General features: G+C 72.2%; 15 protein-coding genes. 1 reads left to right on the top strand and 14 read right to left on the bottom strand.

Annotation, left to right across the window (positions count from 1 at the left end; all coding sequences use genetic code 11):
* Positions 1-757 (bottom strand): neutral zinc metallopeptidase (locus ACFE60_RS05360; RefSeq protein ID WP_375387813.1); only part of this gene is annotated, 757 nt, incomplete at its 3' end.
* Positions 758-832: 75 nt separating this feature from the next.
* On the opposite strand from ACFE60_RS05360, the gene ACFE60_RS05355 reads away from it, so the two are divergent.
* Positions 833-1,993: an MFS transporter gene (locus ACFE60_RS05355; protein WP_375387812.1), complete on the top strand. Its 1,161-nt coding sequence runs from the start codon at positions 833-835 to the stop codon at positions 1,991-1,993.
* Here the strand turns inward: ACFE60_RS05355 and ACFE60_RS05350 are convergent.
* The 13 genes from ACFE60_RS05350 to ACFE60_RS05290 form a co-directional block, all read right to left on the bottom strand.
* On the bottom strand, positions 1,983-2,510 hold the full coding sequence (locus ACFE60_RS05350; protein WP_375387811.1) for a GNAT family N-acetyltransferase: 528 nt from the start codon (positions 2,508-2,510) through the stop codon (positions 1,983-1,985). The genes ACFE60_RS05355 and ACFE60_RS05350 overlap by 11 nt on opposite strands.
* 143 nt (positions 2,511-2,653) lie before the next feature.
* A complete protein-coding gene (locus ACFE60_RS05345) occupies positions 2,654-3,733 on the bottom strand; it encodes a flagellar biosynthesis protein FlhB (protein ID WP_375387810.1) in 1,080 nt (359 codons plus the stop codon).
* Between the two features lie 115 nt (positions 3,734-3,848).
* Positions 3,849-4,619 carry a flagellar biosynthetic protein FliR gene (locus ACFE60_RS05340; RefSeq protein WP_375387809.1) on the bottom strand — a complete coding sequence of 257 codons (771 nt, stop codon included), beginning with the start codon at positions 4,617-4,619 and terminating at the stop codon, positions 3,849-3,851.
* Positions 4,616-4,891 (bottom strand): flagellar biosynthesis protein FliQ, encoded by a 276-nt coding sequence (gene fliQ, locus ACFE60_RS05335; protein ID WP_375387808.1) that lies wholly within the window; start codon positions 4,889-4,891, stop codon positions 4,616-4,618. The genes ACFE60_RS05340 and fliQ overlap by 4 nt, the downstream gene beginning before the upstream one ends.
* A 9-nt stretch (positions 4,892-4,900) precedes the next feature.
* On the bottom strand, positions 4,901-5,638 hold the full coding sequence (gene fliP / locus ACFE60_RS05330; protein ID WP_375387814.1) for a flagellar type III secretion system pore protein FliP: 738 nt from the start codon (positions 5,636-5,638) through the stop codon (positions 4,901-4,903).
* A gap of 104 nt (positions 5,639-5,742) precedes the next feature.
* The gene (locus ACFE60_RS05325; protein WP_375387807.1) at positions 5,743-6,507 is read right to left on the bottom strand and encodes a FliO/MopB family protein; all 765 of its coding nucleotides are present in this window, start codon (positions 6,505-6,507) and stop codon (positions 5,743-5,745) included.
* Positions 6,508-6,511: 4 nt separating this feature from the next.
* Positions 6,512-7,213, bottom strand: a complete 702-nt coding sequence (locus ACFE60_RS05320) for a FliM/FliN family flagellar motor switch protein (RefSeq protein ID WP_375387806.1) — start codon at positions 7,211-7,213, stop codon at positions 6,512-6,514.
* A complete protein-coding gene (locus ACFE60_RS05315) occupies positions 7,210-8,103 on the bottom strand; it encodes a FliM/FliN family flagellar motor switch protein (protein ID WP_375387805.1) in 894 nt (297 codons plus the stop codon). The genes ACFE60_RS05320 and ACFE60_RS05315 overlap by 4 nt, the downstream gene beginning before the upstream one ends.
* Positions 8,104-8,492: 389 nt before the next feature.
* Positions 8,493-9,320 carry a flagellar motor protein MotB gene (locus tag ACFE60_RS05310; RefSeq protein WP_375387804.1) on the bottom strand — a complete coding sequence of 276 codons (828 nt, stop codon included), beginning with the start codon at positions 9,318-9,320 and terminating at the stop codon, positions 8,493-8,495.
* A gap of 1 nt (position 9,321) precedes the next feature.
* Positions 9,322-10,143, bottom strand: coding sequence for a motility protein A (locus ACFE60_RS05305; RefSeq protein WP_375387803.1), 822 nt, complete (start codon positions 10,141-10,143; stop codon positions 9,322-9,324).
* Positions 10,143-10,445: a flagellar FlbD family protein gene (locus ACFE60_RS05300; protein ID WP_375387802.1), complete on the bottom strand. Its 303-nt coding sequence runs from the start codon at positions 10,443-10,445 to the stop codon at positions 10,143-10,145. The genes ACFE60_RS05305 and ACFE60_RS05300 overlap by 1 nt, the downstream gene beginning before the upstream one ends.
* Before the next feature lie 188 nt (positions 10,446-10,633).
* Positions 10,634-11,809: a flagellar hook protein FlgE gene (locus ACFE60_RS05295; RefSeq protein WP_375387801.1), complete on the bottom strand. Its 1,176-nt coding sequence runs from the start codon at positions 11,807-11,809 to the stop codon at positions 10,634-10,636.
* A 131-nt stretch (positions 11,810-11,940) separates the two neighbouring features.
* Positions 11,941-12,375 carry a flagellar hook capping FlgD N-terminal domain-containing protein gene (locus tag ACFE60_RS05290; protein WP_375387800.1) on the bottom strand — a complete coding sequence of 145 codons (435 nt, stop codon included), beginning with the start codon at positions 12,373-12,375 and terminating at the stop codon, positions 11,941-11,943.
* Between the last annotated feature and the right edge of the window lie 7 nt (positions 12,376-12,382).

Here is a 12,382-nt window from a genome sequence, read left to right as displayed (position 1 = left end):
GGCCGGCCGTATCGAGCGCGCGGTCGATGTCGTCCTGCGTCACCTCGGTGATGAGCGGCTCCCCCGAGTCGTCCGGGACCGTCGTCGCGTGGTTCGCCCAGGTGCCGGCGTAGCAGTCGGCCTGCAGCTCGAGGCGGACGCTGCCGCCGGCGGCTCCCGTCGCCCCCGCCCGCACCCGGTCGCTGGTGCCGAGCAGGTCCTGCACGTGGTGCCCGTACTCGTGCGCGAGCACGTAGGCGTCGACGAACAGGCCGCCCTCCGCGCCGAACCGCGTCTTCAGCTCGTCGTAGAACGCGAGGTCGATGTACACGAGCCCGTCCGCCGGGCAGTAGAACGGCCCGGTCCCGCTGGACGCCTGGCCGCAGCCGGTGCTGGTGCCGTCGGTGAAGAACACGGTGTCGGCGGGCTCGTAGCGCTTCCCCAGCCGACCGGCCCAGTAGTCCTGGATCGACTCGATGTCCGCGACGACCGCGCACTCCGTCCTCGTGTTCGCGTCCGCCCCGGTCCGGCAGTCCTCGGCCAGCTGCTCCCCGCTCGCCGAGTCGCCCGGAGCGAGCCCGTCGAGCAGCGGCCCGAGCGCGTCGGTGGTCGTGCCGCCCCCTCCGCCCCCTCCGCCGAGCAGCTGGAGGAGGAGGACCACGACGACGACGACGACGCCCAGCCCGCCGCCGCCGATCGCGACGGCGCGCCCGCGGCCGGAGCCGCGCCGGTCCTGCACGTTCGAGGTGTCGAGCCTCGCGCCCTCCCGGTACCGCATGGTGCAGTTCTCCCATCCCGGGCTGGGTGGAGGCCCCGCCGGTAGCGTCAGCCGGTCGACGGGGATCGGAGGCGCGTGGGGATCGGTCGGACGCGGACGGCGGTCGCGCTGGGCGGCCTGACGCTCGCGACGTTCACGTTCATCACCGCGGAGACGCTGCCGATCGGGCTGCTGCCGCTGATCGCGCGGGGGCTCGACGTGCCGGTCGCCGCCGTGGGGCTGCTGGTCGGCGGGTACGCGCTGGTCGTCGTGCTGGCGACGATCCCGCTCACCCGGCTCGTGCAGCGGGTGCCGAGGCGCCTGCTGATGGGGATCGTGCTCGCGGTGCTCGTGCTCGGCACCGCGATGAGCGCCCTCGCGTCCGGGTACGGCCTGCTGCTCGCGGCACGCGTGCTGACCGCGCTGGCGCACTCCGTGTTCTGGGCGATCGTCGTGCCGATCGCCGCCGTGCTCGTCGACCCGGCGGTGCGGGGCCGCGCGGTGTCGACGGTGTACGCGGGCGGGTCCGTCGCCACGGTGCTCGGCGTCCCGTTCGCGACCTGGCTGGGGCAGGCCGTCGACTGGCGAGCGGCGTTCGCCGGCACGAGCGCGCTCGGCGCGGTCGCTCTCGCCCTCGTCACGATCGCCCTGCCGAGCAGCAGGGGAGCTCGCACGGAGCCGGTCGGCGGGTCGGCGCCCGACCGCCGGCGCTACCTGCTGCTCGTCGCGGTGACGGCGCTGACGTCGACGGGGGCCCTGGCCGCGTTCACCTACATCAGCCCGTTCCTGACCGACGTCTCCGGCGTGCCCGAGGTCGCGGTCGGCGGCGTGCTGCTGGCGAGAGGCCTGGCGGGCCTGGTGGCGGTGCTCGCGGCCGGCCGGATGGTCGACCGCTTCCCGCGCGCCGTCCTGCCGGCCGCGCTCGGGATGCACCTCGCCGGGCTGCTGCTGCAGGCCGCAGGCGGAGCCGTGCCGGCGGTCTCGATCGTCGGCTCGGTGCTCACGGGAGCCGGCTTCGCGGCGTTCTCCGCCGCGGTCGGCGCGCAGGTGCTGGCGGTGGCGCCCGGCTCCGTCGATGTGGCGACCGCGGGCACCTCCACGGCGTTCAACGTCGGCATCTCGTCCGGAGCGGTCGTGGGCGGTGCCGCGCTGCCCCTCGTCGGGCTCGCCGGCGTGCCGGCCGTCGCGCTGGCGTTCGCCGCTGCGGGGTTCGCGCTGGCGCTCGGCGAGCAGCGCGTCGCGCGGATCAGGCGCTGAGCGCGGCCCGGACGAACACGAGGTGGTCGCGCGAGTGCGCCGGGTTGTCGGGCTCCAGCTGCGCCTCCGCGGCGAGCCGGAAGCCGGCGCCCCGCAGCACGCCCGCCGATCCCGGGTTCCGGGCATGGACCGGCACGACGACAGGGGCCGCGCCGATCTCGGCGAGCGCGGCGCGCACGAAAGCGGTCCCGACGCCGCGACGGCGCAGCGCGGCGTCGCCGACGAGGTAGTCGAGGCTCCAGGCGTCGGCCGGGATCGGGACGAAGGGAGCGAGCTCGGCGACGTACTCGGGCTCGTCCGCGAGGCGGTACCACTGCACGAAGCCCGCCGGAGCGCCGTCGACCAGGCCGATGCGCAGGGCCGTGGGATCGCGGCCGTCGATCGCGGCTCCGTACCGGTGCTCGAGCGCCTCCGGGGCGTCGTCCTCGTGCCACCACTCCTGCACGACGGGCTCGCGCAGCCAGGCGCCAAGCAGGATCAGGTCGTCCCGCGTGAGGGGGCGCAGCGTCACGTCCACGGTGCGATCCTCCTCCCCCCTTTCGCGGATCCGGATGGAACGCGCGACACCCCGAGTGCCGCGCTCCGGAACCCGGCGTGTCGCCCCGTCGATCCGGATCCGCGCGACGAATCCGGATCCGCGAAACAGCGGGACGGACGGGGTCAGCTCGCCAGGCGGTGCACGCCGAGGGCAGCGCCGCGCCGCTTCAGCGCCATGACGAATGCCAGCACGCGGGCGACGGCGGAGTACAGCTCCTCCGGGATCTCCTGGTTCACCTCGCACGCCGCGTACAGCGCGCGGGCGAGCGGGATGTCCTGGACCATCGGCACGCGGTGCTCCGTCGCGCTCTCGCGGATCCTCGCGGCGATCTCGCCCGCGCCCTTCGCGACGACGCGCGGCGCGGACTTGCCCGGCTCGTACTTCAACGCCACGGCGACGTGCGTCGGGTTCAGCATCACGACGTCCGCGGCGGGGATCGCGGCCATCATCCGGTTGCGCGACATGGCCATCTGCCGGCTGCGGCGCTGGCCGCGGATGTGCGGGTCGCCCTCGGTCGACTTCGCCTCGTCCTTGATCTCCTGCTTCGTCATCATCGTGTGCCGCCGGTTGCGGCGGCCGACGACCAGGACGTCGAGCGCGCCGAGCCCGATGCCCGCGACGATCGCGGCCTGGAGGATCGCGACCACGACGCCGGAGGCCGCGCCGACGACGGAGGACACCGGCATGGACCCGGAGGTGGACAGCAGCGGGATCGCGCCCTGGATCGCCACCCAGAGCGCGATGCCGACGACGCCGGTCTTCAGCAGCGACTTCGCCCCCTCCCACAGCGCCTGCCCGCCGACGAGCCGCCCGGCGCCCCTGACCAGGTCGAACTGGTCGAAGTGGGGCTTGAAGCGCTTGATCGAGATGCCGCCGGAGGCCAGCGACCCGACGACCGCGCCGACGACGGCCGCGGCCATGATCGGCGCCAGCACGCCGGGCAGCACCGCGAAGCCGCCGAGGAACAGCGCCTGCGCGCGCTCCTCCGTGGGGTCGGCGATGATCTGCTCCAGGCCGAGCACGAGGCCGCGCAGGGCGCTCGCCCCGTTCCCGAGCACGAGCGGCAGCGTCATCGCCGCGCCGGCCATCGACAGCCACCCCGCCATGTCGCGGGAGTGCTGGATGCGGCCCTCGCGCCGCGCCTCCTGGAGGCGCTTCGGGGTCGCCTGCTCGGTTCGTTCGCCCGAGGGCTGGTCCGGCATCAGCGACCACCTCCCCCGCCGAGAGCGTCAGCAGGACAGAACGGCGACAGCAGGACGGAACGGGCGATCCTGTCCTGCTGAAGCCGTTCTGTCCTGCTCGAGCACTCGAGGGCGGTCACGTGATCGAGCCCATGACCTGCAGGGCGTCCTCGAGCAGGGCCTCGACGATGCGCGGGAGGGCGAGGAAGACCGCGCCGCCCGCGAGCAGCGTGATCAGGATCTTCAGCACGAAGCCGAGCGAGAACGCGTTCAGCGCGGGCGCGACGCGGGTCAGCAGGCCCAGGCCGACGTCCGCGAGGAACAGCACGACCACGATCGGGCCCGCGATCTGCACCGCCGCGACGAACATCTGCGCGAGGCCCGGCAGCAGCCGCTCCCCCGCGTCCTGCGCGAGGAAGCCGGTGACGGGCAGGGCGGTGAAGGTGCGGAACAGGCCCGCGAGCACCAGCTCCGCCCCGCCGGAGACGAACAGCAGCCCGAGCGCGACCATCTGCATCAGCCGCGTCAGCTGGGCGCCGTTCACCTGCATCAGCGGGTCGAACGCCTGGCTCATCTGGAAGCCCGCGAACAGGTCGATCAGGCTGCCGGCCGACTGGATGGCGGAGAACACGAGGAAGACCATGAAGCCCAGCAGCGCGCCGATGACCAGCTGGCTGACCAGCGACACGATGAACGCGCCCGTGTCCATGGAGGCGGGCAGCCCCTGCGCCGCCTGCGGCGCCACCAGGATCGACAGCGTCACTGCGAGCATCCCCTTGACCCGCAGCGGGATGCCGGAGAAGGAGAACGGCGGCGCGATGACCAGGAACGCGGTGATCCGGACGGCGGCCAGCATCGCGGCCTCGACGAAGACCTCGTTGAGGACGACGCCGCCGACGAGGTTCACGACGCGCTGAGGTAGCTCGGGATCATCGCGAACAGCTGGTGGGTGAAGGTGACGGCCTCGGAGATCATCCAGTGGCCGCACACGACCAGCGCGATGGCGACGGCGATCGCCTTCGGGACGAACGAGAGCGTCGCCTCCTGGATCTGCGTGATCGACTGGAACACGCTGATCGCGAAGCCCACGACGAGCGCGGTGATCAGGAGGGGGGCGGCGAGCTCGGCGGCCAGCATGAGCGCCCGCAGGGCGAGGTCGACGACCTGGTTCTGAGACACGCGCGCCGCCTAGGTGTTGTAGCTCTGGACGAGCGCGGTGATGATCAGGCTCCAGCCGTCCACCAGCACGAAGAGCAGGATCTTGAACGGCAGCGCGATCATCGTCGGCGGCAGCATCATCATGCCCATCGCCATCAGCCCGGACGAGACGACCAGGTCGATGACGAGGAACGGCACGAAGATCACCAGGCCGATGATGAAGGCGCTGCGCAGCTCGGAGAGCATGAACGCCGGCACGACCGTGAAGAACGGCGTGGTCTCCGGCGACGCGGGGTTCGGCTGGTTCGCCGCCCGCGTCATCAGCGCGATGTCGCTCTCCCGGGTGTGCTGCAGCATGAAGTGCTGCAGCGGCCCGGCCGCCCTGCCGAGGGCGGCGTCGAACTCGATCCTCCCATCCAGGAACGGCGTCAGCGCGTGGGTGTTCACCTGGCTGAGCACCGGCCACATGATGAACAGCGACAGGAACAGCGCGAGGCCCGCCAGCACCTGGTTCGGCGGGATGGTGTTCAGCCCGAGCGCGTTCCGGGTCATCGCGAGGACCACGAAGATCTTCGTGAACGACGTCATCATCAGCATCAGCGCGGGCGCGACCGACAGCAGGGTGATCGCGATGAGCGTCGTGATGGAGGTGGACGGCGCGCCGATCGAGATGTTCACGTCGCCGGAGGTGGTCGGCGTCGGCACCGGGGTCGGCGCCACCGGCGCCATCGGGTCCGCGTGCGCGAGCGCGGGGACCGCGACGACCATCCAGACGACGGCGAGCAGCGCGAACGCGGCCAGCACCAGGCGGGGCCAGTGGTCCCTCGCGAACCGGACGACGCGGGGTTCGCGGTCCGGCGGGGCGAGCGCGGTCACCGCAGCTTCTTCAGCGCGTCGAACGTCTGCTTCCAGGTGCCGGGCGACAGCACGGACCCGGCGAGGGGCCCGGCCTGCGGCGGCCGCTGCGGCGCGGCCGGCTGCTCGTCCCACGGCTGCTGCGCGGAGGGCTGCTCGGCCTCCCACCGCTGCGGCGCTGCGGGCTGCTGGGCGGCCTCCTCGGCCGCGCGCATCGCGCGGCGGCTCGGGTAGACCACGTCGGCGAGCGCGCTCGACGCGGGACGGGCCGGCTGCGGCCGGTCCTGCACGAGGCTCGAGAGCGTGATCACCCCGGTCATCGGCGCGGCGGTGCGCACGCCGGTTGCCGGCAGGATCGAGACGGTCCGCGTGATCGGCCCGCCCGGGTGGAGGGGGTCCGGCTCGCCCTGCACCAGCACGGGCACGTCGGCCGTGGCGATCGTGACCGTCCGAAGCTCCTGCTCGAAGCGGGCGACGGCGATCGGCTGGGACGCGACGAGCGCGGGCTCGCCCGTCGGCGCCTCCGCCGGGCCGAGCGTGTCGAGCACCGTGACGGCGTGCTCGGTGACGCCGAGCAGGTAGCGGCGGCCGCCCGCGTCCACGACCGCGATGCCCGCCTTCTGTCCCAGCCCCTGCCGCGCGACGACGGAGATCTGCCGGTTCCGCGGAGCAGCGCCGGGACGGCCCTTCGTGATCCAGCGGTGCGCGAGCAGCAGCGCGCCGAAGACCGCCCCGAGGGCGACGACGACCCGCAGCGCGAGGAAGACGGTCTCGATGTCCAACAGGTCAGATCTCGTCGATGGGGTCGAGGACCTCGGTCACCCGGACGGCGAAGCGCCGGTCGACGATGACGATCTCGCCGTGCGCGATCATCCGGCCGTTCAGGAACACGTCGGCCTCGCTGCCGACGGCGCGGTCCAGCTCGATGACGGTGCCGGGCTGCGCGTCGAGCAGCTCCTGCACCGACACCGTGGCCCGCCCGATCTCCACCGCGAGCGTCATCTGCACCGTGCTGATGCGGCCGAGCCGCGACGACACGTCGCGGAAGGCGCGGGGCGGGGCCGGGGTGCGCAGGGCCACCGCGAACCAGCCGGCGACCCCCTCCTCGCCGATCAGGTCGAACACCACCGCGTCCGCGGACTGGAACAGGCTGGCGGGCACGCCGTCGGTGACCTCGCCGAGCTGCCCGCCGCCGATCACGTCGGAGGCGAGCTCGAGCGCGGGGCGCAGCACGTCGCCGAGGCGGACCCGGGCGTCGCCGCCGCCGGCCGCGATCAGCTCGGTGCGGTCCAGCAGGATCAGGGACAGGTCGCCGGAGCGCGGTCCGACGTAGGTGGCGGAGACGCCGGTCTCCAGCGACTGCATCGGCACCAGGTCGGAGCCGTGCAGCTGCGCCATCAGGGGCGGGCCTGGCAGGGCCGCGACGAGCGCCTCCGCGATGGCCGCCTCGTCCGTCGCGGTACCAGGGCGCACGGTCGACATGCTCATACGAGGTCTCCGTTCGAGACGACGACGCACGCGAGGCGCTCGCCGTTGCCGCCGACCGCGGCGTGCAGGACCGGCTCGCCGTCGAGGGTGACGACGAGCGGGCGGTCCGCGAGGTGGGCGAGGGGGATCAGGTCGCCCGCGGCGAGGTCGAGGACCGTGTCGGGTCCGACGCGCGTGGGGTCGAAGCGGAGGGCGATCTCCACGGGGGCGAGGGCGAGGTGGCCGCCGATGCGGGTCCGCACCTGGGCCGCGTCCTGGTGCGGGGCGACGGCGCCGAGCCGCTGCAGGACGAGCTCGGCGTCGATCGCGGCCGCCAGCTGCCGGCGGTCGTTCCGCCGCAGGGTGCCGATCACGGCGACGACCGCCTGCGCGTCGCGGTCGACGGAGGAGGGCGGCTCCGTGCCGAACGCCTCCAGCACCGGCTCGGCGAACATGCCGCCGGTCGCGTGCTGCAGCTCGGCCAGCTGCTCGGTCAGCACCTGCCGCGCGAGCGCCCGCTCCACGGAGGTGAGCGGGGCGCCGTCGCCGGCGGCGTCACCGGCCGCGCCGATCATGCGGGCGGCCCAGTACCTGGCCTCCTCGAGCGGGATCCGGTACAGGATTCGCCCGCCCGCGGAGGAGGCGGTGGCCCACAGCACGGGGCCCTCGGCGGAGGCGATGAAGGCGCCGAAGGACTGGATGCGCGACGGCGCGGTCGCGACGTCGACCACCGCTCGCGTCTTCGCGGTGATCAGCATGCCGACCTGGCGGCCCCACGCCTCGAGGGCCGCGTCGAGCCGGGCGCGGTCGTCCCCGCCGATCAGCTCCGGCGACTCGAAGTCGTAGGCCTGCACGTCGAGCTCGGCGCCCGGCGCGTGGACCCGGGCGCGGAAGGGCGTCCGTTCCGTCACGCGACGAAGTACACCGGACCGTCACCCGAACGGGGGCGCGCCACTCCGGGGACGCGCCAGAGCAGGCCCTGATCAGTGGTGCGAGGACGGCTGAGCACCTCGGCAGGCCACCCGCACTTCAGCAGGCCACCAGAGGCGCATCGGGCCTGCTGAAGCACGAGCGGCCTGCTCAAGTGCTCCGCCGGCCTGCTGAAGCGTGAGCGGCATGCCCGAGTGGGCTCCGCGGCACGGCCGAGCACCCCGGCAGGCCACCAGTGCTTGAGCAGGCTACGGAAGGCCCCTCGGGCCTGCTGAAGCGCGAGCGGCCTGCTCAAGTGCCCGAGCAGCCTGCTGAAGCGCAAGCGGCCTGCTCAAGCGCTCCAGCAGGCTGCTGCAGCGCACGACGCCGATCAGTGGTGCGCGCCGGACTCGGTCTTCGTCTCGGTCTCCGACGACCCGTGCGACGAGGACTCCTCCGACGCGGTCTTCTCGGTGTCGGCCGCGGGGGCCGCTGCCGGGATGCTGACCGAGTGCAGCACGATGTCGACGCGGCGGTTGTGCTCGATCGCCTCCGCGGTGTCCGCCTTCTTCGCGTTCTCCGACCCGAACGAGATCGACGAGATGTCCGCGGGGTTCACCGACCGGTGGTCGATCAGCCACGTCAGCACGCTGTTCGCGCGGGCGGAGGCGAGGTTCCAGTCCGTCTCCCACTTGCCGGCGGAGCCGCGCGGGTCGGCGTGCCCCTCCACCGTCACCTGGCCGGCGTGCTTGTGCAGCGTCGGCGACAGCTTCTGCAGCACCTCCAGCGCGTGCGGCTGCAGGGTCGCGTCGTTGCCCTCGAAGTAGGTGCTGGAGCCGACCAGGGAGATCGTGATCGCGTTCGTGCCCGCGGTGACCTTCACGTCGCTGGCGAGGCCCGACGTCTTCAGCTCGTCCTGGATCTCCCGCGCGACCTGCTGCAGCGCGATGGTCGAGTTCGAGAAGCCGGCGCCGTCCTTCTTGACGTCCTCCGGGCGCACGACGCCCTTGTTCTCGTCGACCGTCGTCGACTTCGTCACCCCGAAGCCGGTGGCGAGCGAGTTCTTCAGCTCGTCGAACTTCTTCTGGTCGACGGTCGACATCGCGTACAGCACGATGAAGAGCGCCATCAGGACGGTGATCATGTCCGCGTAGGACACCAGCCACCGCTCGTCGACGTGGTGCTCCTCGTGATGCCCCTTCCGGCGGCGGCCGGACACGCTACGCCGCCGCTTCCGCGGCCTTCGGCGCCTTCGCACCCTTGACGGGAGCACCCTTCGCGCCGGCCTTGGGCCGCTCGGAGGCGGGCAGCATCGCGTACAGCTTCTCGGAGAGCACGCGCGGCTGGGCGCCGGCCTGCACGGCCAGCACGCCCTCGGTGAGCATCGTGAAGCGCTCGGACGCGAGGTCCGTCATCTTGCTGATGCGGCCGCCGATCGGCAGCCAGATCAGGTTCGCGGACAGCACGCCCCAGAGGGTCGCGACGAACGCGGAGGCGATCGAGTGGCCCAGGCTGGACGGGTCGTCGAGGTTCTCGAGCACGTGCGTCAGCGACACGACCGTGCCGAGGATGCCGACGGTCGGCGCGTACCCGCCGAGCGCGCCGTAGAACTTCGCGGCGGAGCGGCCGGACTTCTCGCTCGCGGCGGCCTCGTCCTCCATCATGATCCGCAGCTCGTCCGCGTCCATGCCGTCGGCGACGTTCTGCAGCGCCTTCTTCAGGTAGGGGTCCTTGATGTCCGCGGCCTTCGCCTCGAGCGCGAGCAGGCCGTCCTTGCGGGCGACCTCCGCCAGCTCGACGAGCGTGTCCACGTCCTTGCCCAGCTTGACGTTCTTGTAGAGCATCGCCTTCGGGATCATCGCGAGCGACGCGATGGAGTCCGGCAGCGTCGTCGACGCGATGGCCGCGCCGAGCGCCCCGCCGAAGACCAGGATCATCGGCGGCGGCAGCAGCAGGCTCATCGGGTTGGCGCCCTCCATGACCGCCATCGCGATGAGCGCGCCGATGGCGACGATGATGCCGCCGAGGGTCGCCGGATCCATCAGGAACGCCCTCCGATCGGACGTGGTGAAGCCTTGGCGCCGTCGACCACGCCGAATCGGCGCGGCCCCCTCGACGACGCAGGGACGGCGGCCGGGGCGTCGAAGTGCATCGAGTGCGCGAGGGCGATCACCCGAGCGCGGTACTCCGCGATCTCGTCGATCACTTCCTCGATCGTCTCGGTCACGATGAACGTGGTCCCGTCGACGAGGACCACCGTCGTGTCGGGCTGCTCCTGGATCCGTTCGACCAGATCAGGGTTGACTGCAAAGGTGCTGCCGTTCAGGCGCGTCAACAGGATCATCGTTCTCCCCCATCCGTGGGACCGGCACTCGGACTCCGTCCGTGGAGTCCTCTCCCGCCGTCACATCAGACAATCGGCATCCTGCGCCCGCCCGTCAGCCGCCGTCTGGCCCCACTCCGGGCCGCATTCCGTTTTGAAGGAACTTCCCGTCTCCGACGCGAGAAGTTCCTTCAAAACGGATTACGGGGCTAGCGCTTCAGCTGCGTGAGCTCCTGCAGGATCTCGTCCGAGGTCGTGATGATGCGGGCGTTCGCCTGGAACCCGCGCTGCGCGACGATCAGGTTCGTGAACTCCTGGCTGAGGTCCACGTTCGACGCCTCGAGCGCACCCGAGACGACCGAGCCGTACCCGTCCGACCCCGCGGTGCCCAGTCGGACGTCCCCGGAGTTCAGGGTCTGGACCAGCGAGGAGTTGCCGGCCTTCGCGAGCCCCTCCGGGTTCGTGAACGTGCCGATCGCGAGGCGGGCGATCGCGACGGTCGCGCCGTTGCTGAACGTGCCGGACAGCGTGCCGTCGCCGCCCAGGCCGACGGACAGCAGGGTGCCCGCCGCGTTGCCGTTCTGCTCCGAGAACGCCGTGGTCGACAGCCCGGCGTAGCCGGACAGCTTGGACAGGTCGACCGAGATGCCGCCGACCGTCGCCGTCGTGGTGCCCGTGACGGTCGCGGCCCCGGTCTGCAGGCTGCCGGTCGCGGTGTTCCCGGCGTGGTCGTTCATGGAGTAGTTCCACGCCCCGTTCGCGCCGGCCGTGAACGTCGCGGTCAGCTGCCTCGCCGTGCCGTCGGCGGAGAACACCGTGATGTCGCGGTCGAACGTCGTGCCCGACGCCGCGTCCGACGGCAGGTTGCCGGTGAGGGTGGAGGTGGTCGTGGCCTTCGCGGGCGCGACCGTGCCGGACGGGAGGGTCAGCGTCGTGGGCTTGCTGCCCGTCGACACGGTGCCGTTCACGGCCGGCCAGCCCTGCACGAGCGAGCCGTCCGCGGTGGAGAGGCGACCCTCCGAGTCCCAGTGGAACGAGCCGTTGCGCGTGTACAGCGTCTGCGACCCGGAGGTGGTGACGAAGTAGCCGTCTCCCGAGATCAGCGAGTCGAGGTTGTTGCCGGTGGTCGTCTGCGAGCCCTGCGTGAGGTTCGTGGTGACGCCCGCGACGCGCACGCCGAGGCCGACCTGGTTCGGGTTCGTGCCCGCCTTGGCGCTGGTGGCGAGGCCGGCGGCGGAGACCATCTGCGACAGCGCGTCCTCGAACTGCACGGTCGACGACTTGAAGCCGACCGTGTTCACGTTCGCGATGTTGTTCGAGGTGACGTCGAGCATCGTCTGCTCGGCGCGGAGACCGGAGATGCCGGAGTAGAGGGAGCGGAGCAATTCAGTGTCCTTCGCGGTGGGAACGGTCCGGGGCCGCGTCTGCGGTCCGCCGGTGTCGTGGCCGTCCTGGCCGGAAGTCGCCGTCATGGCTGCCGCGCGGAGGCGGCGGTGGTGGTGGAGAGGAGGAGGGTCTAGGAGGCGCTGACGCCGGTGATCGCCGTGAGGGCGACGGTGGAGGAGCCGATGGTCAGCTGGGGCGCACCGGTGCTCGAGAACGAGATCGAGGCGACCTTGCCGGTCTGCGCGGCGCCGTTCGAGTCGGTCCAGCTCACGGACCGGCCGAGCATGCTCGTCGCGGTCGACTGCATCTGCGACTGGTGCGTGCTGGTCGTGGTGCTGTTCAGGGAGGTGAGCTGCTCCATCGACGCGAGCTGCGCCGTCTGGGCGACCATCTGCGAGCTGTCCATCGGCGAGCTGGGGTCCTGGTTCGACAGCTGGGTGACGAGCAGCTTCATGAACAGCTCGCTGTTGTACTCCTGGTTCGCCTTCGCGGACGTGCCGGTGCCGCTCGAGTAGATCGACGTGCCGGTGGTGCCGGTCGTCGCGCCGGTGGTCGTGGTGGTCATCTGCGGT

Source organism: uncultured Amnibacterium sp., from assembly GCF_964245895.1.
In the GTDB taxonomy this organism is placed as follows: domain Bacteria; phylum Actinomycetota; class Actinomycetes; order Actinomycetales; family Microbacteriaceae; genus Amnibacterium.
The sequence above is the reverse complement of the archived record's forward strand: the minus strand, read 5'-3'. Positions and strand labels throughout refer to the sequence as shown.